Genomic DNA, 24,315 nt, shown 5'->3' on the forward strand with positions numbered 1-24,315 from the left:
CGAGTGGCTATCTACAGTGGAGGGCAGGGCAGGGCAAAGGTTTGATTCCATTGCCGTGGTTACGACGAACGGGGCCGCATTGACCTCGAACATGACAAGACCCCGGGGAATGGGCTAGCTTCAAAGGGTAGGCCATTGATCAACTACTGTGGAGGTAAGTCATGCCAGTGAAACACGACCTGTATCAGGACTTGGGGTTGAGCAAGGAAGTCGTTCACGAGCGCAGGGCGGGGGACAAACGGCTGGACTCGCTGCTCACGCAATACGACGCTGCCGACGGGGAGGTGCTTAAGGCTGAATCGGCAAGCGCCAGCGATGAAGAAGTGGAAAAGCTGAAGAAGAAACGGTTGTTGATCAAAGATGAAATTGTCGCGAAGCTGGGTTGAGTGAAACCCGTAGCCGGTGGTGAGGGGCAAGTCCCCTCGCCACACCAGGTCTGTTCCATTCGAATAGGCAGATTTGTTCAGAATAGTTTGAGCGACAAGCTCAACCTCGCTCCTTAAGATGCGCCCCGTCCACCCGGCTCTGGGGCTTTTTGCGATGCAAGGATTGCGTTGTTGAGCCGGGTGGACACTTTCGGTTTTTACCAGCAGCGTCTTATACCAGCAGCATCCTCATGCACTTATCCACGGAACGCTGCTGCGTCTGCCCATACAGCTGCAATTCGTCAATCGTGCTGCGGCCCAGCGCCCGCTCGAACTCGATCCTGTTTGAATGGGCCGCATAGTTGCTCTGCGCGCCATCGCCCAGGTTCGACTGGAAGATCCCCGCAGCGCTCACCGGCAAGAAGTCTTCGTACACCAGCGGTTCCACCTCCACGTGCCCTGCGCTGAGCAATGCCTGCAGCGTGCGCGGCTGGTCGGGCTGGCCGCGGGCCGCCAAGCCTTTTGCGCTGGGGAAATAGCGAAAGTAGGCCAGGCCTTGCTCGCGCATCTGTGCGTGGTTGTCCGGGAATGCCTGGAAGTGTTGCGCCATCAACTGCTCATAGCGCGCGGCATTGGCCTCGTTGGGGAATGCGCCGAGCTCGTCGCGGGCGGCATTGAGCAACTGGTCGTACAGGGCGCGGCCCTTGGGCGTGAGCGCGACGCCGCGTTGTTCGATTTCACCGAAGCGCGCGCTGTGGCTGCCCTGGGTATCGGTAAAGGCAATGGGTTCGTCGAGCGCCTTGAAACTGGTCTGGCGCAGCAGGATCGGGCAGTTTCGCCGAGGTGGGCCTTCAATCACGGCTTTGGGGGTGATGCCGTTGGTGGGCATGGCGGCCTGTACCTGATCGATGTCCAGGGTGCGCGGGGTGAGATGGTTGATGTGCGGGCCCTTGAAGGCCACCACGTCGGCGATCAGGCGATGCTGGTCGCTGAGTTGGCGATATTGCGCGGCCGTGACGGTGGCGCTGTGGTGCCAGCGAAAGGTCTCCAGCGCCTGGCGGATAAATGCCTCGGCATCGTCGGCATCGAGGCCGCCGTCGGTTTCGGCCTGTTCGATCAACGCCAGGACGCCAGGCGTGAAGATCGAGCGCTTGGCCAGGGCGGCTTCGGCGAAGCTGCGCAGCGCGGGGCTTTCGATCAGTTCCAGGCGCAGCAACGAGGTGAACACGCGGAACGGGCTGGCTTGCAGTGACTGCTCATGCACGGCGCGAAAGGCGGTGGAATGCACCGGCACACCAGCGGGTGTCAGGTCGTAATAGCCCACCGGTTGCATGCCCATGACCGCAAACAGGCGGCTGATGGTCGCCAGTTCGGCGGCGGTGCCCAGGCGGATCGCACCGTGGCGCTCCATGCCCAGGCGCTGGATCTCGCCGGTGCGGTGCAGGTGCTCGGCCAGGCCCTGGTCGCCCTCCAGCACGCGCTCATTGGTCTGCGCCACCAGTTCCAGCAGCGCGCCGTACAACGGAACTTCATCCCGGTACATGTCGGACATGGCCTTGGAAAAGCCCTTGCGGATCTCGTCGGGACTGACATGGGCGGTGGCGTGCATAGAAAAATTCCTGATGGGTGTGATGGAAAAAATGGCCTTGTCCCGATTTTGTTGAGCGTCACGCCGGCTTGCAAACGAAGAATCCTCTGGACTTCATTCTGCGAATGAATGAGATGACGTGAATATGACAAAAAACAGCCGCGCTGAAATTTCATATTCGTGCGCTTTTCCTAACTAATTCTTCACGGAGCCCGTCCCGGCCGGCGTGAAAGAATCGTCACGTTTGCAGGGATGAAAACGTCGTTTCGCACATCGCTCACATAAAAAAATATTCAGGGGCCGTCGTTAATGAAAATTTCTACACTCGCGTTGTCCATCGGCACCGCCGTACTTGCACAACAGGCCTATGCCGATGACTTCGGCCTTGGCGCGCTCGGCACCGGCAACGGGCATAGCGGCTTTCTCGAAGACAGCCACGCGGCCGTCAGTTCACGAACCATGTACTACAGCGCGGACAACCGCTCGGGCAGCAATAACGACCTGCGTGAAGCCGCGACCATGCTGCGCTTTGACTACAAGTCCGGCTACACCCAAGGCACCCTGGGCGTCGGTTTCGACGTCCTGGCCTTCGGTGCCTTGCGCCTCGACGGTGGCGATGGGCATACCGCAGGGCCGGGCCTTGCCGGCAACGGCAACAGCTTTTTCCCGACCAAAAACAACGGCACTGAGCCTGCCGATTCTTTTGGTCGCGCCGCGGGTAACGTGAAATTCCGTATCTCCCAGACGGAATTGCACGTCGGCGGCGGCCTTGCGCCCGTGTTGCCGATCCTGGTTTCCAACGACAGCCGTGTGGCGCCGCAGACCTTTGACGGGGGCATCCTCACTTCCAACGACATTCCCAATGTCACCTTTACCGGCGGTGAGTTGAATCGCGTCGAGGGCCGCGCCTCCAGCAACTCCACGGGTTTGAGCGTGGCCGGTGGTACACGGGACAGCGACAGCTTCAAATTCGGTGGCGTGGACTACAAACCGTTTGGTTCTTCCGACAACGTGGTCGCGAAAAACCTGACGTTGCAGTACTACTACGCGCAACTGCAAGACTTCTACACACAGAACTACGCGGGCCTGGTGCATGTGCTGCCACTGGGCAACGACCAATCCTTCAAGACCGACCTGCGCTACTTCGACAGCCGCAGCGACGGCAAGAACGGCGAGAGCGGTTACCAGTTCAACAACAATGGCGGCTATGCCCGGCATGCCAACGAAGTGGACAACAAAACCTACAGCGCCGCCTTCACCTACCAACTGGGCGGCAGCAGCCTGATGCTCGGTCATATTGGCGTGGGTGATGACGGCGGTTTTGTATGGGTCAACCAGGGCAGCCTTGCCGATCCCCACGCCCAGGGCGCCGGTGGCAGCGACTTCTACCTGTTCACCGATGCGGTGGTCGGGCAGTTTTCCCGTGCGGGCGAGCAGGTCAACTTCGGCCAGTATGCGTATGACTTCAAGGCCTACGTGCCAGGCCTGAAAGCCTCGGTTGCCTACCTCAACGGCAGCGATATCAAGTCCAAGGTCGCCGGCGGCCCTGACCAGAAAGAAAACGAAACCGATCTGCGCTTGGACTACGTGGTGCAAGCCGGCCCCCTCAAAGGCTTTGGGACCACCTTGCGCACCGGTACCTACCACGGCAAAAACACCGGCACCGCCGACCAGGACCAGACTCGCCTGATCTTTAACTACACGTACGCCATCTTCTAAGTCTTCATGTGCATCCGGGCATCATTGGGTTCTACACTGCTGCTCACCCGGCAGGCGATGGAGGACTCAATGACGGCCACACCCACACACCCGATTCTCGCCACCCTCGAAGGCCAGCGCCTGGCGACAGCGGATGCCGAGCGCTGGCGCGAGTGGGGACCGTACCTGAGTGAACGCCAATGGGGCACCGTGCGCGAGGACTACAGCGCCGACGGCGACGCCTGGGCCTATTTCCCCCATGAACATGCACGCAGCCGCGCCTACCGTTGGGGCGAGGATGGCCTGGCCGGTTTCAGCGACAAGGCGCAACGCTGGTGCCTGGGCCTGGCGCTGTGGAACGAGCGCGACGCGATCCTCAAGGAACGCCTGTTCGGCCTCGACAATGCCGAGGGCAATCACGGTGAAGACGTCAAGGAACTGTACTTTTTCGTCGATGGCGTGCCGAGCCATGCCTACATGCGCATGCTCTACAAATATCCCCATGGGGCGTTTCCCTACGCCGACCTGATCGCCGAAAACGCCCGTCGCGGGCTGGATGACACCGAGTATGAAATCCTCGATACCGGTGTGTTCGACGACAACCGCTACTGCGACGTCAGCGTTGAGTACGCCAAGCATCAACCCGATGATATTTTCATGCGCATCACCGTGCACAACCGTTCGGAACAACCCACGCGCCTGCAGGTGCTGCCCCAGCTATGGGCACGTAATGACTGGAGCTGGACCTTCGACGCACCCAGGCCCGGCTTGAGCCTGGACGGCGACCGCGTGCTGGCCCGCCACCATGAACTGGATGATCGACAGCTCAGCGCCTGGGGCCAGGACGGTGTGGAATGGCTGTTCTGCGAAAACCAGACCAATGTCACCAGGCTGGGTGGGCCGTCGGCGCCGGGGCCATTCAAGGACGGCATCAACGACTACGTGGTGGGCGGCGTTCAAGGCGCGATTCGCCGGGACGCAGGCACCAAGGTTGCCGCGCGATTCTGCCTGGAGCTGGCGGGGCAGGAACGCAAAATCCTGTACCTGCGCTTCGCCCCTGCCGGCGCGCCCGAGGTCAACGCGCGCAAACTGTTCGAACAGCGGCGCCAGGAGGCGGACGACTTTTACGCGGCGCTGCAGCAAGGCATCGCCGATGACGATGCACGCAATGTGCAGCGCCAGGCCCTGGCCGGTTTGTTGTGGTCCAAGCAGCTGTACTATTTCGACGTCAACCAGTGGCTCGACGGTGATCCGGCCCAGCCTGCGCCGCCGCCCGAGCGCCTGCATAACCGCAATACCCATTGGCGGCACCTGTCCAACTTCGACATCCTCTCCATGCCCGATACCTGGGAGTACCCGTGGTACGCCTCGTGGGACCAGGGCTTCCAGGCGGTGGCGATGGCGCTGATCGATCCGGGCTACGCCAAGCAACAGCTGTTACTGCTGGTAAAGGACCGCTTCATGCACCCCAACGGCCAATTGCCGGCGTATGAGTGGCGCTTCGACGATGCCAACCCGCCCGTGCATGCCTGGGCCAGTTGGCGCGTGTATCAGCAGGACAAGGCGTTGACCGGTGTCGGCGACCTGGATTTTCTGGAGCGGATCTTCCACAAGCTGCTGCTGAACTTTTCCTGGTGGGTCAACCGCAAGGACGCCGAGGGCCGCAACCTGTTCCAGGGTGGTTTCCTGGGGCTGGACAATATTGCCTTGTTCGACCGCTCGGCCGCGTTGCCGGCGGGCTACCAGTTGGATCAGGCCGACGGCACCGCCTGGGTCGCGGCCTACGCCCTGGACCTGATGCGCATCGGGCTGGAGCTGGCCAAGCGCAATGTCGTGTACGTGGACATTGCGGTGAAGTTCTTCGAGCATTTCCTCTATATCGCCGGCGCCATCAATCGCGTCGACGACAGCGCCGAAGGCCTGTGGGATGAGCAGGACCTGTTCTTCTACGACGTACTGCACCGTCCCGACGGCCAGAGCGAACCGGTGCGCCTGCGCTCCATCGTCGGGCTGATGCCGTTGTTTGCCGTGCTGGTGCTGGAGCAGCGCGAACATGAAGGCCTGGATGGATTGCGCGAACGGCTGCTGGGCTTCATGCGTCATCGGCCGGACCTGGCCAAACTGGTCTCGCGCTGGAACGAGCCGGGGCAGGGCAATCGTCTGCTGTTGGCGTTGCTGCGGGGCGAGCGCACCAAGGACTTGCTGCGCCGCATGCTGGATGACAATGAGTTCCTGTCGGCCTTTGGGGTGCGCTCCTTGTCCAAGGCCTTCGCCGAGCAACCCCTGGCGCTGAAGATGAATGGCGACACCCTGTGCGCCAGCTACCAGCCCGGCGAATCCGACTCACGCCTGTACGGCGGCAACTCCAACTGGCGCGGGCCGTTGTGGATGCCGGTGAACTACATGCTGATCGAATCGCTGCGCGAGTTTCACCGCTACTACGCGGATAATTTCTCGGTGGAGTACCCCACGGGCAGCGGTTATCTGGCGTCCCTTGAGGAAGTGGCAAACAGCCTCGGCCAGCGCCTCACGCGCTTGTTTCTACGCGATGAAAACGGCCTGCGTCCTTCGATGGCGGGGTATGCGCAATTGGAAGCGGACCCGGCCAGTCGCGATCTGGTGTTGTTCCATGAGTATTTCCACGGCGAAACCGGGCGTGGCCTGGGGGCGTCGCATCAGACGGGGTGGAGTGCGTTGGTGGCGTTGTTGCTGCAGCCGAAAAGCTAAGCCGTACCACTGACTCGCTTTTCTGTGGGAGCTGCATTGCTTGCGACAATGCAGGCAAAAAATCCCGCCACCAAAAGGCTTGAATCAGGTAGATTCGCCGGCCTTACCCTTACAAGGATGTAGATCATGGCAAACCTTGCCATCGTTTCAAGCCCTGCCAACCTGCTGGGCGCATTGCTGGTCAGCGCCGCTGCGTTGCTCGCCTGCCTGCCGGTTGGCAGCGCCGGTGCACAGGAGCTGAGGGCAATGTGCCTGGCATGCGATGTCGGCTTTGCGACCGATGCGACTAAATGGGTTAAGAACGGCATGTACCGTCTTGACGCAGTGACGCTGACGGATGACGAAAAGGAGATGGGTGCAGAAGCCGACGAGAAACGCAAAATGACCCGGATCAAACCTTTGGTTCTGGGCATTGATGAAAATGATGCGTTGGTTCAGGCAAGCGTAGACGCAATCGATGCCATGGGTAATTCCGGACGCGATAGCACTGTATTGGAGCAGCAGTGGCCCGACCTGACTCGTCGTGCGCGGTACGCGTACAGTCTTTTTATGGCTGAAGATCAACCTGTGGACTTTTATAAAGTCTATGTGCGGGTAGGTCGCAATCAATACATGGTGACGGTTGGCCGGGACGTGGAGAGCGGCGAATTCAAGATGAGACCGGGCCATTGGCGGTTCCTCAATGAATACGGCAACCCGGGTTCGCCAGAAGAAGTGGCGCAGTTTAAAAAAGTCGAAGCCGCTGCTGGGCGTTGATAACGAGGCTTGGGCCAGAAATGAAAAATCCCGCCGGAAGGCGGGATGCTGTTCGGTTAAGCGTACATCGCCCTCTGTAGGAGCGAGCTTGCTCGCGAAAAACGTCAACGATAACGCGTGTTTCCTGATTGAACGCGACGCCTGTGGTTTTTCGCGAGCAAGAGCTAGGCGCCCCCCTCGCTCCTACAAAAAGCCTTAACTGAACGACATTACGCCGGAAGGCGGGATTTTTTTGAGCGCGGCGTTATCAGGCCGGGAACAGCTCGCTCAGCTTCATCGCCAGCATCATGTCGCCTTCGGTGCGCAGTTTGCCGCCCATGAAGGCCTGCATGCCGTCGGTGGAACCGTCGACGATGCCTTTCAGGGTTTCGCTGTCCATGACCAGGGTCACTTGGGCGTCCGGGTTTTCGCCTTCCTGCAGTTCGCAGGTCTTGTCCTTGACCACCAGCGAGAAATTCTTGGTGTCGTCGATACGGAAACCGAATACCAGGTCCAAGCCTTCGGCAGCGCTTGGGTTGAATTTGGCTTTCATTGCTTCTACGGCTTTAGCTACGTCAGTCATGGTTTCGATCCTTAAGGGTAGAGTCCAGTGACCTTGGGGTCACGGTTGGCCGCAGTTCATCGGAAAGTGATCAACTGCGGCGCCTTCAACAGCTGCAAGTGGGCATGACTGTTGAAGGAAGCCAGCGCCACCTCGCGACCACGGAATTTGAGCTGGTTGAGCGAGGTGTTGACAATTTGCCAGTTCAGTTCGAACGCCTGGGCGACCGGCATTCGGGTAATCAGGTGGAGCAGGGCGGTGATGGTGCCGCCAGAGGTGAACACTGCGATCCTGTGGGCGTTGTCGGCTGCTTCAAGGATGCGCTGCAAGCCGGCCTCGACACGCTCGACAAACCCCTGCCAGCTTTCCAGCCCCGGTGGGTCGTAGGTGCCGGCCAGCCAGCGCTCGATAATCAGGGCGAAGATGCGCTGGAATTCGCTGCGGTTCTGCGCGCCATTGCGCAGGATGTGCATGGCGTTGGGTTCGGCGCCAAGGAGATCGGGGAGCAGGCCGCGAATGATCGCCTCGCCGTCGAATTCGTTGAACGCGCTGTCGATTTCCAGGGGCGGCACCGGCAGGCCGAGGGCGCTGTATTGATCGAACGCGGCGGTGGCAGTGTGCTGCTGACGGCGCAGATCACCCGACAGGCAGCGATCGAATGTCAGCCCCAGGTCGGCCAGGTGGCGACCGAGTATCTGGGCCTGTTCCACGCCGACGGGCGACAGGACGTCATAGTCGTCTGCACCGAAGGAGGCCTGGCCATGTCGAATCAGGTAGATGCTGCCCACGTCCGTTTTCCCGGTACGTTGAAAGTCTGGCGAGGTTATGAGGATGCCCGCGAGCTGTCAATGAAAAAACATACGCTTGTTTTAAAAGCTCGTTAGAGGTGCGCTGGTGGCGGTTTGGGCACTGGTCCGCAGGCATTGGCGCCGGTATGCTGGGCCATCCGCGCCCGGCGCAGTGCATTCTTAAGGAGACATATGGATTTTTTGGCCGAATACGCGAGCTTTCTGGCGAAGACTGTCACTCTGGTGGTCGCTATTCTGGTGGTGCTGATCAGCTTCGCGGCCCTGCGCAGCAAAGGGCGTCGTAAAGCCGCCGGCCAGTTGCAGGTCAGCAAGCTGAACGATTTCTACAAAAGCCTGCGCGAGCGCCTGGAATCGACCCTGCTCGACAAGGACCAGCTCAAGGCCCTGCGCAAATCCGAAAGCAAGGCCGAAAAAAAGCAGGGCAAGAGCAAGCCTGAGGCCAAGCCACGGGTGTTCGTGCTGGATTTCGACGGTGACATCAAGGCCTCGGCCACCGAAAGCCTGCGCCATGAAATCACCGCACTGCTGAGTCTGGCAACTTCCAAGGATGAAGTGGTGCTGCGCCTGGAAAGTGGCGGCGGCATGGTGCACAGCTACGGCCTGGCGTCGTCGCAACTGGCGCGTATTCGTCAGGCGGGCGTGCCGCTGACCGTGTGCATCGACAAGGTTGCGGCCAGCGGCGGCTACATGATGGCGTGTATTGGTGAAAAGATTATCAGTGCCCCATTCGCCATCCTCGGTTCCATCGGCGTGGTTGCGCAGTTGCCCAACGTCAACCGCCTGTTGAAAAAGCACGATATCGACTTCGAAGTGCTGACCGCCGGCGAATACAAACGCACCCTCACGGTGTTTGGCGAAAACACCGAAAAGGGCCGCGAAAAGTTTCAGGAAGACCTGGATATCACGCACCAGCTGTTCAAGAACTTCGTCTCGCGTTATCGCCCGCAGTTGGCGATTGACGAGGTCGCCACCGGGGAAGTGTGGTTGGGTGTTGCCGCCCTCGACAAGCAATTGGTCGACGAACTGCAGACCAGCGACGAGTATCTGGCCACCAAAGCCAAAACCGCCGAAGTGTTCCATCTGCACTATGCCGAGCGTAAGAGCTTGCAGGAGCGTGTAGGGCTGGCGGCCAGCGGTTCGGTGGATCGGGTGTTGCTGACCTGGTGGAGCCGGTTGACCCAGCAACGGTTCTGGTAACCCGCTTCTGAAAACACCAGTGAACCCAATGTGGGAGGGGCTTGCTCCCGATAGCGGTGTATCAGCCAGCTTTCTGTTGACTGACACCCTGCTATCGGGAGCAAGCCCCGTCCCATATTGGGTTTGTATAGGTGAGAAACGACAGGTTTTGTAATAGTTTTGCTCTGTGGGAATTTTGTGTTTGGGCTGTAGGATTCAAGTCCTTTTGTTATTTCAGGATTTGCATGAACGCCCTCTCGGAGCCCCCCAGTCGTCTTTCCCCAAGACACCCGCTGTCGTTGTTCCCGCTCAAACACCCCGTATTTCGTCGACTAACCTTGTCCCGGTCCAATGACCGCGCTTTGCCGTGTCCGGCATTCTGAACAATCTGAATACAGAGAACCCATAGATGGAATGGTTAGCGGATCCAACGGCGTGGCTCGGCCTGGCGACCTTGATTGTGCTGGAACTGGTGCTGGGCATCGACAACCTGGTGTTTATTGCGATCCTGGCGGACAAGCTGCCGCCGGAGCAGCGCGACCGTGCGCGGCTGATCGGTTTGTCCCTCGCCTTGCTGATGCGCCTGGGCCTGCTGGCGAGCATTTCCTGGTTGGTGACGCTGACCCAGCCACTGTTCGAGGTGTTCGACAAGAGCTTCTCCGGACGTGACCTGATCATGCTGTTTGGCGGTGTGTTCCTGTTGTTCAAGGCCACCATGGAGCTGCATGAGCGTCTGGAAGGGCATGTGGCCCAGCACAAAGGTAACGTGGCGTATGCGATGTTCTGGCCGATCGTGGCGCAGATCGTGGTGCTCGATGCGGTGTTCTCCCTGGATGCGGTGATTACCGCCGTGGGCATGGTCGATGAGCTGGCGGTGATGATGATCGCGGTGATCGTGTCCATCGGCCTGATGATCGTGGCGAGCAAACCGCTGACCCGCTTCGTCAACGCCCACCCGACGGTGATCATGCTGTGCCTGGGCTTTTTGATGATGATCGGCTTCGCGCTGACTGCCGAAGGCCTGGGCTTTCATATCCCCAAAGGCTACCTCTATGCGGCGATCGGCTTCTCGATTCTGATTGAAGTGTTCAACCAGATCGCCCGTTCGCGGCGCAAGAAGTCGGCGCAAGGCGTATTGCCGGTGCGTGAGCGCACCGCCCACGCGGTGATGCGCCTGCTCGGCGGTCGCGGCCTGGCGGTGGAGGAGGTCGGTGAAGAGGTGGCCGACCTGCTGGACGCGTCGGATGCTGCGCAAGGTCCGTTGTTCGATCGACGCGAGCGCGTGATGATCAGTGGTGTGCTGCAACTGGCTGAACGCCCGATCCGCACGCTGATGACGCCACGGGCCAAGGTCGACTGTATCGATCTGGCGGACGATCCCGAGAGCATCCGCCTGAAACTGATGCACTCGTCCTACTCGCGGCTGCCGTTGATCCGTAACGGCGCGGTGGATGAGCCCTTGGGTTTCGTGCACAAAAAGGAATTGCTCAAGGAATACCTGGCCGGCAACGAGCCGAATCTTGCGCATCTGGCGCGCCGTGCGATCAACCTGCTGGAGAGCTTTTCGATCCTCAACGCCCTGGAACAGATGCGTCAGGAATCCACGCACATCGCCTTTGTGATCAACGAATTCGGCGATTTTATGGGGGTGTTAAGCATGACCGACATCCTGGAGTCCATCGCCGGTGAATTGCCGGACGCCAGTGAAATCGAGGGTCCGGATATCGTCGAGGAAGGCGACGGTTTTCGTGCCAGTGGCGCCTTGAACCTGAGCCAGGTCGGTCAGCGCACCGGCTTCAAGGCCGTGGCTACCGAGGATTATCAGACACTGGCTGGCCTGCTGATGAGCCTGCTCGATCGTCTGCCGGTGGTAGGCGATAGTCTGGAACATCAAGGCTGGCGATTGACGGTGGCCGCGGTTGAAGAGCGTCGGGTGACGCAGGTGGTCTTGCAGCCTTGCTCCGGTCAAAGCGACTGAACAGGCTGTTCACATACTGCTGTTGTTGCTCCACGGGGCCGAACCCCTTGTGCAGCTCCACCCTGGCGCCATGTTCGTAGATCAACAGCGTGGGAGTGCCCGTGACGTCAGGGTGCCTCGGGGTATGGGCGCAATCGAGCACCATGCTGACTATCCACGGATGGCGCCAGGCGACTTTTTCGAACAACGGGGCTGCACTGGCGCAGGCCGGGCAGTGCTCCGAGACGAACAGAATGAACACGGGGCGCGGTGTATTCAGTACGCGCTGGAAGTCCTTGGCACTGGATATCGTTCGCGTGGCGGCGCCCATGGTGATCTCCTGTCGACGGCGTTGGTTGTTGCCAACGCTAGGCCGTTGATTCAGCCCCGTCTACTGTCAACCTTCACAGGTCGGGCTGGCGCTCCAGCCGCTCCCGGGCCTTGCGCGCCTGGCTGGCGCATTTTCGGTATTCCTCATTGTCACGGGATGCCTTGGCCTCGCGGTAGGCATGGTGATTCTGGCTGGTGTAGTTGGTGTCGAAGGCTTCCTTGAGTTTGCGCAGTTGTTCCTTGCAATCGCGGCGGTCGTTGCTCGCCAGCGCGTTGCCGGCCACCAGATAGCACAGCATTAACAGGCCAAGGCTCAATTTCATCCGGGGGTTCCTCCATGTAGGGGCTTGCTCGCTCTACAGGTTAGCCCAACGGTGCGCAGTTGGTGCGCAGTAACACCGTTGTGGGGCAACCGGTAGCAGCCTGATGGGGTGATGGCGCAACGCCGCTCCGTTCTTCAATCTCTATCCTGCTGATCCATAAACAATTTCCCTCGTGCGTATGTTTCCCTGAAAGCATATGGCACACTTTCTGCTGTCTATTCCGTTGTTACATACCAAGTTCCGGTATAGCGGAATACACATCTCCTGGAGTGCTTGTCATGCATCACCGACCTTCCGTGTTCAAAGCGTGTGTTTTTCTCTTCGCCGCCTCGGCGTGCGTTGCCAGCCTCGCGCAGGCGGCGGACAGCAAACTCGACAATGTGCTCAAACGTGGGCACCTGATCGTGGGTACAGGCAGTACCAACGCGCCGTGGCACTTCCAGGGAGCGGATGGCAAGTTGCAGGGGTTCGATATCGACATTGGCCGCATCGTCGCCAAGGGCCTGTTCAATGACCCGAGCAAGGTCGAGTTCGTGGTGCAGTCGTCCGACGCGCGGATTCCCAACCTGCTGACCGACAAGGTCGACATGAGTTGCCAGTTCATCACCGTCACCGCCAGCCGTGCGCAGCAAGTGGCCTTCACCCTGCCGTACTACCGCGAAGGCGTCGGCCTGCTGCTGCCGAACACCAGCAAGTACAAGGAAATCGAAGACCTGCAGGCGGCGGGCGATGGCGTCACCGTGGCCGTGCTGCAGAACGTGTATGCCGAGGAATTGGTGCACCAGGCGCTGCCCAAGGCCAAGGTCGACCAGTACGACAGCGTCGACCTGATGTACCAGGCCGTGAATTCCGGTCGCGCCGATGCCGCCGCCACCGACCAGTCCTCGGTCAAATACCTGATGGTGCAAAACCCTGGTCGCTATCGCAGCCCGACCTACGCCTGGAGCCCGCAGACCTACGCGTGTGCGGTCAAGCGTGGCGATCAGGACTGGCTGAACTTCGTCAATACCGCGCTGCATGAAGCCATGACCGGCGTCGAATTCCCTACCTACAAGGCCTCGTTCAAGCAATGGTTCGGCGTTGACCTGCCGGAGCCGGCGATTGGTTTTCCCGTGGAATTCAAGTGATCCGCAACAATCGGGGCGCGCGTGATGGCGCCCCATTCAGGTAGTGCCGACCATGAACTATCAGTTGAACTTTGCCGCCGTATGGCGTGATTTCGACACCTTGCTGGCGGGCCTCGGCCTGGGTCTGCAGTTGGCCTTGCTGTCGATCGCGATCGGCTGCGTGATCGGCCTGCTGATGGCGTTTGCCATGCTCTCCAGGCACCGCGCGTTGCGCATCTTCGCTTCGGTGTACGTGACGGTGGTGCGCAACACGCCGATCCTGGTGTTGATCCTGTTGATCTATTTCGCGTTGCCGTCGCTGGGGATTCGCCTGGATAAAATTCCGTCGTTCATCATTACCCTGTCGCTGTATGCCGGAGCCTATCTGACCGAAGTATTCCGCGCCGGGCTGTTGAACATTCCCAAGGGCCTGCGCGAAGCCGGCTTGGCGATCGGCCTGGGTGAGTGGCGTATCCGCGCCTATATCACCGTGCCGGTGATGCTGCGCAACGTGCTGCCGGCGCTGTCGAACAACTTTATCTCGCTGTTCAAGGACACCTCCCTGGCCGCTGCGATTGCGGTGCCGGAGCTGACCTATTACGCCCGCAAGATCAACGTCGAAAGCTACCGGGTGATTGAAACCTGGCTGGTCACGACCGCGCTCTACGTGGCTGCCTGTTACCTCATTGCCATGCTGCTCCGTTACCTGGAACAGCGTCTGGCGATCCGTCGTTAAGGAGGGTTTCCATGTACGAATCCCCCAGTTGGCTGCATGAATTGTGGATTGCCCGGGAGACGCTGTGGGCAGGGTTTCAGACCAGTATCTATTGCTCGGCGCTGGCGATTCTGTTCGGCACCCTGATCGGTATCTGCGCCGGGATGGTGCTCACTTACGGCAAGTTCTGGATGCGTGCGCCGTTTCGTCTGTATGTCGACCTGATTCGCGGCACGCCGGTGTTTGTGCTGGTGTTGGCGTGTTTCTACATGCTGCCGGCGCTCGGTTGGCAGATCAGCGCGTTCCAGGCCGGCGCCGTCGGGCTCACGCTGTTCTGTGGCTCCCACGTCGCGGAAATCGTGCGCGGTGCGCTGCAGGCCATTCCCCGTGGGCAACTGGAAGCGGGCAAGGCGATTGGCCTGACGTTCTACCAGTCCCTGGGCTACGTGCTGTTGCCCCAGGCGCTGCGGCAGATCCTGCCGACCTGGGTCAATTCCTCCACGGAAATCGTCAAGGCCTCGACCCTGCTCTCGGTCATCGGCGTGGCCGAGTTGCTGCTGAGCACCCAGCAAGTCATCGCACGCACCTTCATGACCCTGGAGTTCTACCTGTTCGCAGGCTTTATGTTCTTTGTCATCAACTACGCCATTGAAATATTCGGGCGCTACATTGAAAAGCGGGTGGCCTTGCCATGAATCAACTTCAAACAACCGAACCGCTGCTGAATATTCGTGGCCTGCGCAAGCAATACGGGGCAGTGGAAGTGCTCAAGGGTGTCGACCTGAGCCTGCAGCGCGGCAACGTGGTGACCCTGATCGGCTCCAGCGGTTCGGGCAAGACCACCCTGTTGCGTTGCGTTAACCTGCTGGAAGAATTCCAGGGCGGGCAGATAACCCTGGACGGCGAGTCCATCGGCTACAGCGACGTGGCCGGCAAGCGCGTGCGCCATCCCGAGCGCGTGATCGCCCAGCACCGCGCCATGACCGGCATGGCGTTCCAGCAGTTCAACCTGTTCCCGCATTTGACCGCCTTGCAGAACGTGACTCTGGGCTTGTTGAAAGTTAAGAAAATGCCTAAGGACGAGGCCGTGTCGCTCGCGGAAAAATGGCTCGACCGCGTGGGACTTCTGGAGCGTCGCAATCACTTCCCCGGTCAGTTGTCCGGCGGCCAGCAACAGCGCGTGGCGATTGCGCGGGCGATTGCCATGAACCCCAGCCTGATGCTGTTCGACGAAGTGACCTCGGCCCTCGACCCGGAGCTGGTAGGCGAAGTGCTCAGCGTGATCAAGGGACTGGCGGAGGAGGGCATGACCATGTTGCTGGTCACCCACGAAATGCGCTTTGCCTATGAAGTGTCGGACAAGATCGTGTTCATGAACCAGGGGCGCATTGAAGAGCAGGGCAGCGCCAAGGATATTTTCGAACGCCCGCAGTCGCCGCGACTGGCGGAATTTCTCAAGAACATTCGTTTTTAATCAAGGAGCTATTTTATGAGCATTACTCGTTACGGTGCCGGCAGTACAGCCGGCGGCGGCCAGCCACGTCCTTTTGCCCGCGCAGTGGAAGCGGACGGCTGGTTGTACGTCTCAGGCCAGGTGCCTGCGGTGGACGGCGAAATCATCACTGGCGGGATCATCGAGCAAACCCGCCAGACCATGCGCAACGTGGTGGCGATCCTTGAAGAGGCCGGCTACGAATTGAAAGACGTGGTGCGTGTCGGCGTGTGGCTGGAAGACCCGCGGGACTTCTGGAGTTTCAACAAGGTGTTCGGCGAATACTTCACCCCGGAACACGCCCCCGCGCGGGCCTGTGTGCAGGCGAACATGATGGTCGATTGCAAGGTTGAGATCGATTGCGTGGCCTACAAGAAAAAGGGCTAAATTGGCCCCATTCTTAAAGCCCACTGAAGATCAAATGTGGGAGGGGGCTTGCCCCCGATTGCAGTGTGTCAGTCCATACATCTGTTACTGATACACCGCTATCGGGGGCAAGCCCCCTCCCACAGGAGAACTTTGTCGTACACAACAACTTCGACCGGACCGGAACCGCCATGACCGAAGACACCATCAAGCGCCGCGCCAAGGGCCTGGACCGTGCGTTCGATATCCTCGATTTTCTCAAGGAAGTCGGCCAGCCGCTGCGCCCGAATGATATCGCCAGCGGCATCGGCAGCCCCAAGTCCACGGTCTATGAATTGGTCGCCTCACTGCTCGAACGGCGCATCCTGGAAACCGTGGGCAAGGACGGTCACGTCTACCTCGGACGCCAGCTGTATTTTCTCGGCCAGGCGCACCTGCGCCACTTCGACCTGACGCGCGAGGCCGACCACGCCTTGCAGGAAATCGTCAGCCAGACCCATGAAACCGCGCAGATGTGCCTGCTCAACGGGCGCAAGTACACCGTGGCGCTGATGCGCGAAGGCCAGCGGCATTTTCGAATTTCGTCGGATATCGGTGAAAACGCGCCGATCCCCTGGACCGCTTCCGGGCGCCTGTTGCTGGGGCATTTGAGCGACCGGCAGATCATCGACCTGATCGACCCCGACGATTTCATCCTGCCGGATGGCCTGCGCCTGCCCCTGGAGACCTTCCTGGCACAGATCCGCCAGGCCACCCTCGACGGGTTCTTCTCCTTCGACAGCGTGGCCGACACCTTTACCCACTGCTTTGCCGCCCCGGTGCGCGATTCTCAGGGCATCAGCATCGCGACGCTGTGCATCGTTGCCCCTCGGGCCGATGCGAGCAAAAACTACCACGATTATCGCCGGGTGCTGATCGACAGCGCCAACAGCCTGGCCCGGCGCATCACCGAATAGGAATTTCCCATGTCTGCCTTCAATGCCGTTGAAAAGGGCGCCGCCGCCATTGGCGCCCATCTGGTCCGCGACGTGAGCCTGCCGGCCCTGGTGCTGCACCGCGAAGCCCTGGAGCACAACATCCGCTGGATGCAGGACTTTGTCAGCAACAGCGGCGCGCAGTTGGCGCCCCACGGCAAGACCAGCATGATGCCCGCCTTGTTCCAGCGTCAGATCACTGCCGGAGCCTGGGGCATCACCCTGGCCAACGCCGTGCAGACCCGCGCCGCCTATGCCGGTGGCGTGCGCCGTGTGCTGATGGCCAATCAGTTGGTGGGCGCGCCGAACATGGCGTTGATTGCTGACCTGCTGGCCGACAAGGATTTCGACTTCCATTGCATGGTCGATCATCCGGACAACGTCGCGGACCTGGGCCTGTTCTTCGCCGCCCGCGGCCTGCGCCTGAACGTGATGATCGAGTACGGCGTGGTCGGTGGTCGATGCGGCTGCCGCAGCGAGCACGAAGTGCGCGAGCTAGCCAAGGCGATCAAGGCCCAGCCTGCGCTGGCCCTGACCGGTATCGAGGGCTACGAAGGCGTAATCCACGGCGAGCACGCCATCAGTGGCATCCGTAACTTCGCTGCGAGCCTGTTGCGCCTGGCGGTGGACCTGCAAGACAACGGCTACTTTGATTTGCCCAAGCCAATCGTCACCGCGTCGGGTTCGGCCTGGTATGACCTGATCGCCGAATCCTTCGAGCAACAGAATGCCGCCGGGCGCTTCCTCAGCGTACTGCGTCCCGGCAGCTACGTGGCCCACGACCATGGCATCTACAAGCAAGCGCAATGCTGTGTGCTGGACCGTCGCAGCGACCTCGACGAAGGCCTGCGCCCGGCGCTGGAAGTCTGGGCCCATGTGCAATCGTTGCCCGAACCCGGCTTTGCGGTGATTGCCCTGGGCAAGCGCGACGTGGCCTACGACGCCGGTCTGCCGGTGCCGCTCAAGCGCTACAAGGCCGGCATCGTGCCGGCCGAGGGCGATGATGTGAGCGCGTGCCAGGTGACCGCCGTGATGGACCAGCATGCGTTCATGACCGTGGCGCCGGGGATTGAACTGCGCATTGGCGACATCATTTCGTTGGGTACGTCCCATCCATGCCTGACCTTCGACAAGTGGCAGGTGGGTTGCCTGGTGGATGAGCAACTGCGGGTGATCGAGACCCTGCGTACCTGCTTCTAGACCGAGTCGCGCCTATCGGGGGCAAGCCCCCTCCCACAGGGGAATGCATTCCAAATGTGGGAGGGGGCTTGCCCCCGATGAGGCCATCAGCCCCACCGAGAAATCAGCCATGACCACTCAACCGCGCATCGCCCTTATCGGCGAATGCATGATCGAACTGCAACAGCGCGCCGATGGCAGCCTGCACCAGAGCTTCGGCGGCGATACCCTGAACACCGCCGTGTACCTGCGCCGCGAACTGGGCGATATCGGCAGCGTCGACTACGTCACCGCCCTGGGCGATGACAGCTTCAGCGACTCAATGTGCGCGCAGTGGCAAGCCGAGGGCATTGGCCTGGGCATGGTCCAGCGCCTGCCCGGACGCCTGCCGGGCTTGTATTGCATCCAGACCGATGCCAATGGCGAGCGCAAGTTTCTCTACTGGCGCAACGAAGCGGCCGTGCGCGATTGCTTTACCACGCCTGCGGCCGAGCCGATCCTGGCGGCGTTGCCGGAGTATGACCTGGTGTATTTCAGCGGCATCACCCTGGCGGTGCTGGGTGAGGTTGGGCGCGCACGCTTGCTGGACACCCTGGTACAAACCCGCCGCCGGGGCGGCAAGGTGGTGTTCGATAACAACTACCGGCCACGGCTATGGGCCGATGTGGACGCGGCGCGTGAGGCTTATCGCAAGGTGTTGGCCGAAGTGGATATCGCCTTGTTGACCGAGGATGACGAGCGCGCGCTGTTTGGCTATGAGGACAGCGAGCAGGTGTTTGCAGCCTATCCAGCGATTGCCGAGGTGGTGCTCAAGCGCGGGGCGGATGCGTGTTTGATTCGTTGCGCGGGGGAGCGTTTTGCCGTGCCGGCATTGAAGGTTGAGAAGGTGGTGGACACCACGGCGGCGGGGGATTCGTTCAGTGCGGCGTACCTGGCCGGGCGGCTCAAGGGTGGGTCGCCGCAAGCGGCGGCGTTGGCGGGGCATCGGCTGGCGAGTCGGGTGATTCAGGTGCCGGGGGCGCTGATACCGAGGTGAGTGGCCGCCTGTAGCGGATCGGGGGCAAGCCCCCTCCCACATTCGACTGCATTCTTCCAGCTAAAACGCGGTTAACTGTGGGAGGGGGCTTGCCCCCGATAGCGGTGTAAAGCCAACCCCCTCAATCCCGATAAAACACCTGCACCAGATGATAGCCAAACTTGCTCTTGATCGGCCCATGCACCACCTTCACCGGCTTCTTGAAGATCACCGCATCGATCACCCCTACCATCTGCCCGGGCCGCACCTCTCCCAGATCACCGCCACGCTTGCCCGACGGGCAGGTGGAGTATTTCTTGGCCAGCACGTCAAACGCTTCGCCCTTGGCAATGCGCTGCTTGAGCTGTTCGGCTTCTTCGCTGGTCTTCACCAGGATATGGCGGGCTTGGGCTTTCATTGATCTCTACCAGGTGTGCGACGGCGCGCGATTATGCCTGAACTCAGGCCTCGACGCCGATCATGCTGCGGATTTTGGTGGCCAGCAGGTCGATGGAAAATGGCTTGGCCACCATGTCCATGCCGTCCTCCAGGAAGCCCTGGCGTTCAGCGGCTTTCTCGGCATAACCGGTCATAAACAGCACGCGCAGGCCCGGACGATGCTGGCGGGCGATTTCCGCCAGTTGCCTGCCGTTCATGCCCGGCAGGCCGACGTCGGTCACCAGTAAATCCACGCGCAGGTCCGACTCCAGCAGCGGCAGCGCGGCCCGGGCATCCGCCGCCTGGTGAGCGGTATAGCCCAGTTCGTCGAGTACGTTGACCACCAGCATGCGCACCGCCGGGTCGTCCTCGACCACCACCACGGCTTCCCCGGCCAGGGCCACCGGGGCTTCGCCCAGGCTGGCCGGCAGGCTGCTTTCCAGCGCGGTGCCATGCAGACGTGGCAGGTACAGGCGCACGCACGTGCCCTGGCCGGGCTCGCTCTGGATAGTCACATGGCCCCCGGACTGTTGGGCGAAGCCGTAGATCATCGACAAGCCCAGGCCGGTGCCTTGGCCGATGGGTTTGGTGGTGAAGAACGGGTCGAAGGCCTTGGCGAGGATTTTCGGCGCCATGCCGCTGCCGTTGTCGCGCACCCCGAGCATCACATAGTCGCCGGCCTTGACCGGCTCCAGGGTGGTGATATCGGTGCCATCCAGATAGCTGTTGGCGGTTTCGATCAGCAGTTCGCCGCCGTCGGGCATGGCGTCGCGGGCGTTGATCACCAGGTTGAGCAGGGCATTTTCCAGTTGGCTGGCGTCGGTGTTCACCGGCCAGATGTCTTTGCCAAGCTGCACGTTGAGGGTGATATGCGCGCCCTTGGTGCGGCGAAAGAGATCCTCCAGGGACGCCACCAGCTGGTTGGGGTCGGTGGGGCGTCGGTCCAGCGATTGGCGCCGTGAGAACGCCAGCAGCCGGTGGGTAAGGGCGGCGGCGCGGTGGGCGGACGTCACGGCGGCATCGGCAAAGCGGCCGATGTCCTCGCTGCGGCCGTCGGCAATGTAGCGTTGCATCAGGTCCAGGCTGCCGATGATACCGGTGAGCATATTGTTGAAGTCGTGGGCGATACCGCCCGTGAGCTGGCCCACCGCTTCCATTTTCTGCGCGTGGCGCAAGGCGTCTTCGGCCCGTTCGCGTTCGAACATCTCATTCTGCAGCCGCTGGTTGGCCTCGGCCAGTGCCTGGGTGCGCTGGGCCACGCGTTCTTCGAGGTTCTCATTGAGATGGCGCAGGGCTTCTTCGGTAAGCTTGCGTTCGGTCTCATCGATCACAAAGATGTAGAAACCGTTCACCGAGCCGTCGTTGCTGAAGCGCGGCAGGTACTTCATCAAGGCATGGCGCGCGCGCCCGTCGCGGTGCGGCGTGACGGTCATGAAACTGCACGCCTTGCCGTTGAGCGCGGCGGCGATCTTGTCGGCGCGTCCGGCGTAGACGTCGTCGCCGATGACTTCGCGGATGGTCTTGCCGTACAGCTCTTGCGGCGTTTGGCCGTACCAGTCGAGGTAGGCACTGTTGTTCAGGCGAAAGCGCTGCTCGTGGTCGACGTAGCCGATCAACACCGGCATGGCGTTGATGATCAGTTGCAGCTCGGTCTGGCTTTGACGCAGCGCCTGTTCGGTGTGCTTGCGCTCGGTGAGGTCGAGCGCGGCGCCAAGGAACCGCGCCGGCCGTCCGTGCGGGTCCTTGTAGCAGCGGCCCCGGGCAAACACCCAGCGCACCTGCCCGTCGGCTTGCTGCAGGCGGTATTCCTCGGCGTATTCGGTGCCGTGGGTGATGCAGTGCTTGATGCTGCGCGTGACCGTGCCACGGTCTTCGGGGTGCACCCCGAGCAGGTAGGCGCTGATGGGCAACAGGCCGGCGTCATTCGGGTCGACGCCATGCAAGTGAGCGAAATGCGCGTCGGCGATAAAGCGGTCTTCGCCGATGTCCCAGTCCCAGGTGCCCACCGCGTCGGTCGCCGCCAGTGCCAGCTGCAGGCGCTGCTCGGTGCTGTGCTGGGCCTTGAGGCTGTCTTCGGAACGCTGCTGCAGTTCGAGGGTTTTGCTGCGCCGCTCGTTGGTTTCGATGGCGGTGACCAGGATGCCGGCCACGCGGCCGCTTTCATCGCGCACCGGGCTGTAGGTCAGGTCGAGCCAGATTTCAGTGTCGCGCTGGTTGCGCTGCAGCACGAAACATTGCTCGCTGAAGGTCCGCACCTGGCCACCGAGCACCGCGTCGTAGATCGGCGCGGCAAAGCCCTGCAGTTCCGGCCAGGTGGTGTGTACCGGCTGGCCGAGGGCGTCGGGGTGCTTGTTGCCGGCCAGCAGGGCGAAGCCATCGTTGTAGAGCTGGATGAGTTGCTCGCCCCAGAGCAGCAGCATCGGCATGGGCGAATGCACCACGATATCCACGGCGGTGCGCAGACTTTGCGGCCAGTCATTGGCCTCACCGAGGGGGCTTTGCGCCCAGTCCAGCCGCTCGATCAGTGCAGCGGCCTCGCTACCGGTGGATGTTCCATTCATGAAAAAGCCCTGCGCTTGACGCTTTGAAAAAAAGACAACACCTATTATCCCTAGAGAGAACCACGGGTGGCTACCTCGGAAAATAGCATGCATTTTCGGATTTTTTCAAAAACGCCGCATCAGCGCTGAAACCTTTCATCTATCCCGCCAGCTCAGGGCGGTCGCGAAATTGCTCGAGCGCCTGGGGGTTGGCCAGCGCATCGGTGTTTTTCACCGGCTCACCGTGCACGACGTTGCGCACCGCCAGTTCGACGATCTTGCCGCTGATGGTGCGGGGGATGTCCGTGACCGCGAGGATCTTCGCCGGCACATGGCGCGGCGTGGTATTGGCACGGATCACCTGGCGAATCTGCTGCTCCAGCGCCTCATCCAGTTGCACACCGTGGTCAAGGCGCACAAACAGCACCACGCGCACATCGTCCTGCCAGCGCTGGCAGATGGCGAGGCTTTCCAGTACCTGGGGGACTTTTTCCACCTGGCGATAGATCTCGGCGGTGCCGATGCGCACGCCGCCAGGGTTGAGCACTGCGTCGGAGCGACCGTGGATCAGCAGGCTGCCATTGGGACGTTGCTCGGCATAGTCGCCCTGGGCCCACACGCCGGGGAACTGGCTGAAATACGACGCGCGCAGTTTGTGCTGCTGTGGATCGTTCCACAGCCCGATGGGCATGGCCGGAAAGTGCCGGGTACACACCAGTTCGCCTTTTTCGCCGAGCAGCGGCTGGCCCTGGTCGTCCCACACTTCAATGGCCATCCCCAGGCTCTTGCACTGCATTTCGCCACGACGCACCGGCAGCACCGGGTTGCCGATCACGAAGCAGGAGACGATATCGGTGCCGCCGGACATGGACGACAGGCACAGCTCGCCCTTGATCTCGCGGTACACATAGTCGTAGCTCTGGGGCGACAACGGCGACCCGGTGGAAATCAGGCCCTTGAGGCTGCTCAGCTGGTGACTCAGGCGTGGCTGCAGCCCGGCTTTCTCCAGGGTGACGAGGAACTTGGGGCTGGTACCGAACACAGTGATGTTTTCCGCATCGATCAGGTCGATCAAGCGCTCGGGGCCGGGGTGGAACGGAGAGCCGTCATACAGCACCGCCGTAGCGCCAATCGCCAGCACCGACACCAGCCAGTTCCACATCATCCAGCCGCAGGTGGTGTAGTAGAACAGGCAGTCCTCACGGGACAGGTCGGCGTGCAGGCCGTGTTCCTTGAGGTGGGTGAGCAACACGCCGCCAGTGCCGTGAATGATGCACTTGGGCACGCCGGTAGTACCGCTGGAATAGAGGATATACAGCGGATGATCGAACGGCACCGCGACAAACCCGGGCTCGCCGCCGGCCTGGTAGACGTCGTCCCACAGCCTGACCCGAGCCTGGGTGAGGTAGTCGCCGACCTGCGCCTGCGGGCGGGCGTAGGGCACGATGATCAGTTGCTCCAGGGACGGCAGCCGCGCGAGGATTTCATTGAGCTTGGCGCTCTGGTCGAGGGTCTTGCCGGCATAGCGATAACCGGCGCAGGTGATCAGCACCTTGGGTTCGATCTGACCGAATCGGTCGATGACGCCTTGGGTGCCGAAGTCCGGTGAGGAGCACGACCAGATCGCCCCGAGACTGGTGGTGGCGAGCATGCCGACCAGGGTTTGCCAGGTGTTGGGCATGCACGCGGCCACCCGGTCACCGAGGCCGACCCCGGCCGCGCGCAGGCTGTTTTGCAGGCCGGCGACGTGGGCGGCCAGCTCGGCGTAGCTCAGTTGTTCGCGCTGGCCGTCTTCGCTGATGGCAACCACGGCAGGGTGATCGTCGCGACGGCGCAGCAAGTGCTCTGCAAAGTTCAACGTCGAGCCGGGAAACCATTGGGCGCTGGGCATTTCATCGCCTTCAATCAGCGTGGCGCTGGGCGGGCTGCGAAAGTGCACGTCAAAGAACGCCACGATGGCCTGCCAGAAGTCCGCGCGCTGGTCGATGCTCCATTGGTGCAGGGCGGGGTAGTCGCTGAGCTGTATGTCGTGGCGAGCATTGATGAAACGTCGGAACTGGTCCATGCGCGTGGTGGCGATGCGTTCGGGGGAGGGTTGCCAGAGGATGTCGGACATAGCGAGATCTCTTGTTCTTATGCACGTTCTTCCAAGCAATGGAGTTCCAGTGTGGGAGGGGGCTTGCCCCCGATGGCGGTGGTTCAGCTGGCACATGTGATACT

Annotated in this window: 21 protein-coding genes and 1 pseudogene; 14 read left to right on the top strand and 8 right to left on the bottom strand. The window is 61.2% G+C overall.

Annotation, left to right across the window (positions count from 1 at the left end; all coding sequences use genetic code 11):
* Positions 1-161: 161 nt before the first annotated feature.
* Positions 162-386: a DUF465 domain-containing protein gene (locus tag BOP93_RS10945; RefSeq protein WP_104502619.1), complete on the top strand. Its 225-nt coding sequence runs from the start codon at positions 162-164 to the stop codon at positions 384-386.
* 211 nt (positions 387-597) lie between these two features.
* Here the strand turns inward: BOP93_RS10945 and hglS are convergent, their stop codons facing one another.
* Positions 598-1,974 (bottom strand): 2-oxoadipate dioxygenase/decarboxylase HglS, encoded by a 1,377-nt coding sequence (gene hglS, locus BOP93_RS10950; RefSeq protein ID WP_104502620.1) that lies wholly within the window; start codon positions 1,972-1,974, stop codon positions 598-600.
* Between the two features lie 288 nt (positions 1,975-2,262).
* On the opposite strand from hglS, the gene BOP93_RS10955 reads away from it, so the two are divergent.
* The 3 genes from BOP93_RS10955 (at position 2,263) to BOP93_RS10965 (ending at position 7,134) form a co-directional block, all read left to right on the top strand.
* Complete coding sequence (locus tag BOP93_RS10955) at positions 2,263-3,672, top strand: OprD family outer membrane porin (protein WP_104502621.1); 1,410 nt, start codon at positions 2,263-2,265, stop codon at positions 3,670-3,672.
* Between the two features lie 69 nt (positions 3,673-3,741).
* Positions 3,742-6,378 carry an MGH1-like glycoside hydrolase domain-containing protein gene (locus tag BOP93_RS10960; protein ID WP_104502622.1) on the top strand — a complete coding sequence of 879 codons (2,637 nt, stop codon included), beginning with the start codon at positions 3,742-3,744 and terminating at the stop codon, positions 6,376-6,378.
* Positions 6,379-6,504: 126 nt separating this feature from the next.
* Complete coding sequence (locus tag BOP93_RS10965; protein ID WP_104502623.1) at positions 6,505-7,134, top strand: hypothetical protein; 630 nt, start codon at positions 6,505-6,507, stop codon at positions 7,132-7,134.
* A gap of 247 nt (positions 7,135-7,381) precedes the next feature.
* Here the strand turns inward: BOP93_RS10965 and BOP93_RS10970 are convergent, their stop codons facing one another.
* Complete coding sequence (locus BOP93_RS10970; RefSeq protein ID WP_104502624.1) at positions 7,382-7,696, bottom strand: SCP2 sterol-binding domain-containing protein; 315 nt, start codon at positions 7,694-7,696, stop codon at positions 7,382-7,384.
* A 56-nt stretch (positions 7,697-7,752) separates the two neighbouring features.
* Positions 7,753-8,463 carry a histidine phosphatase family protein gene (locus BOP93_RS10975; protein WP_104502625.1) on the bottom strand — a complete coding sequence of 237 codons (711 nt, stop codon included), beginning with the start codon at positions 8,461-8,463 and terminating at the stop codon, positions 7,753-7,755.
* Between the two features lie 192 nt (positions 8,464-8,655).
* Here BOP93_RS10975 and sohB point away from each other — a divergent pair, with 192 nt between their 5' ends.
* Together sohB and BOP93_RS10985 are read left to right on the top strand one after the other, a co-directional pair.
* Positions 8,656-9,681 (top strand): protease SohB, encoded by a 1,026-nt coding sequence (sohB, locus tag BOP93_RS10980; protein WP_104502626.1) that lies wholly within the window; start codon positions 8,656-8,658, stop codon positions 9,679-9,681.
* A gap of 388 nt (positions 9,682-10,069) precedes the next feature.
* Positions 10,070-11,638, top strand: a complete 1,569-nt coding sequence (locus tag BOP93_RS10985) for a TerC family protein (RefSeq protein ID WP_065897792.1) — start codon at positions 10,070-10,072, stop codon at positions 11,636-11,638.
* Positions 11,639-11,669: 31 nt separating this feature from the next.
* Here BOP93_RS10985 and BOP93_RS10990 read toward each other — a convergent pair.
* Positions 11,670-11,948, bottom strand: a pseudogene (locus BOP93_RS10990) (thioredoxin family protein); the annotation flags it as partial.
* A gap of 73 nt (positions 11,949-12,021) precedes the next feature.
* On the bottom strand, positions 12,022-12,270 hold the full coding sequence (locus tag BOP93_RS10995) for a hypothetical protein (protein ID WP_065893099.1): 249 nt from the start codon (positions 12,268-12,270) through the stop codon (positions 12,022-12,024).
* A 278-nt stretch (positions 12,271-12,548) separates the two neighbouring features.
* Here BOP93_RS10995 and BOP93_RS11000 point away from each other — a divergent pair, with 278 nt between their 5' ends.
* From BOP93_RS11000 to BOP93_RS11035, 8 genes are all read left to right on the top strand, one after another.
* Complete coding sequence (locus BOP93_RS11000; protein ID WP_065887468.1) at positions 12,549-13,397, top strand: transporter substrate-binding domain-containing protein; 849 nt, start codon at positions 12,549-12,551, stop codon at positions 13,395-13,397.
* A gap of 52 nt (positions 13,398-13,449) precedes the next feature.
* Positions 13,450-14,112, top strand: a complete 663-nt coding sequence (locus BOP93_RS11005) for an amino acid ABC transporter permease (protein ID WP_017737242.1) — start codon at positions 13,450-13,452, stop codon at positions 14,110-14,112.
* A gap of 11 nt (positions 14,113-14,123) precedes the next feature.
* A complete protein-coding gene (locus tag BOP93_RS11010) occupies positions 14,124-14,786 on the top strand; it encodes an amino acid ABC transporter permease (protein ID WP_104502627.1) in 663 nt (220 codons plus the stop codon).
* Positions 14,783-15,565: an amino acid ABC transporter ATP-binding protein gene (locus BOP93_RS11015; protein WP_065893096.1), complete on the top strand. Its 783-nt coding sequence runs from the start codon at positions 14,783-14,785 to the stop codon at positions 15,563-15,565. Before BOP93_RS11010 ends, BOP93_RS11015 begins: the two co-directional genes overlap by 4 nt.
* Positions 15,566-15,580: 15 nt before the next feature.
* Positions 15,581-15,970 carry a RidA family protein gene (locus tag BOP93_RS11020; protein ID WP_010210958.1) on the top strand — a complete coding sequence of 130 codons (390 nt, stop codon included), beginning with the start codon at positions 15,581-15,583 and terminating at the stop codon, positions 15,968-15,970.
* A gap of 170 nt (positions 15,971-16,140) precedes the next feature.
* Complete coding sequence (locus BOP93_RS11025) at positions 16,141-16,905, top strand: IclR family transcriptional regulator (protein ID WP_065934653.1); 765 nt, start codon at positions 16,141-16,143, stop codon at positions 16,903-16,905.
* 9 nt (positions 16,906-16,914) lie between these two features.
* Complete coding sequence (locus BOP93_RS11030) at positions 16,915-18,123, top strand: amino acid deaminase (RefSeq protein WP_104502628.1); 1,209 nt, start codon at positions 16,915-16,917, stop codon at positions 18,121-18,123.
* 109 nt (positions 18,124-18,232) lie between these two features.
* Positions 18,233-19,138, top strand: a complete 906-nt coding sequence (locus tag BOP93_RS11035; RefSeq protein ID WP_104502629.1) for a sugar kinase — start codon at positions 18,233-18,235, stop codon at positions 19,136-19,138.
* Between the two features lie 121 nt (positions 19,139-19,259).
* On the opposite strand, the gene BOP93_RS11040 is transcribed toward BOP93_RS11035, so the two are convergent.
* The 3 genes from BOP93_RS11040 to BOP93_RS11050 form a co-directional block, all read right to left on the bottom strand.
* Positions 19,260-19,535 (bottom strand): peptidylprolyl isomerase, encoded by a 276-nt coding sequence (locus BOP93_RS11040; RefSeq protein WP_010564624.1) that lies wholly within the window; start codon positions 19,533-19,535, stop codon positions 19,260-19,262.
* 43 nt (positions 19,536-19,578) lie between these two features.
* Entirely contained in the window at positions 19,579-22,116 is a 2,538-nt protein-coding gene (locus tag BOP93_RS11045) for a PAS domain-containing protein (protein ID WP_104502630.1), read from the bottom strand.
* Between the two features lie 139 nt (positions 22,117-22,255).
* Positions 22,256-24,211: an acetoacetate--CoA ligase gene (locus tag BOP93_RS11050; protein ID WP_104502631.1), complete on the bottom strand. Its 1,956-nt coding sequence runs from the start codon at positions 24,209-24,211 to the stop codon at positions 22,256-22,258.
* Positions 24,212-24,315 lie beyond the last annotated feature (104 nt).

Origin of the sequence: Pseudomonas orientalis (assembly GCF_002934065.1) — a bacterium.
In the GTDB taxonomy this organism is placed as follows: Bacteria; Pseudomonadota; Gammaproteobacteria; order Pseudomonadales; family Pseudomonadaceae; genus Aquipseudomonas; species Aquipseudomonas orientalis_A.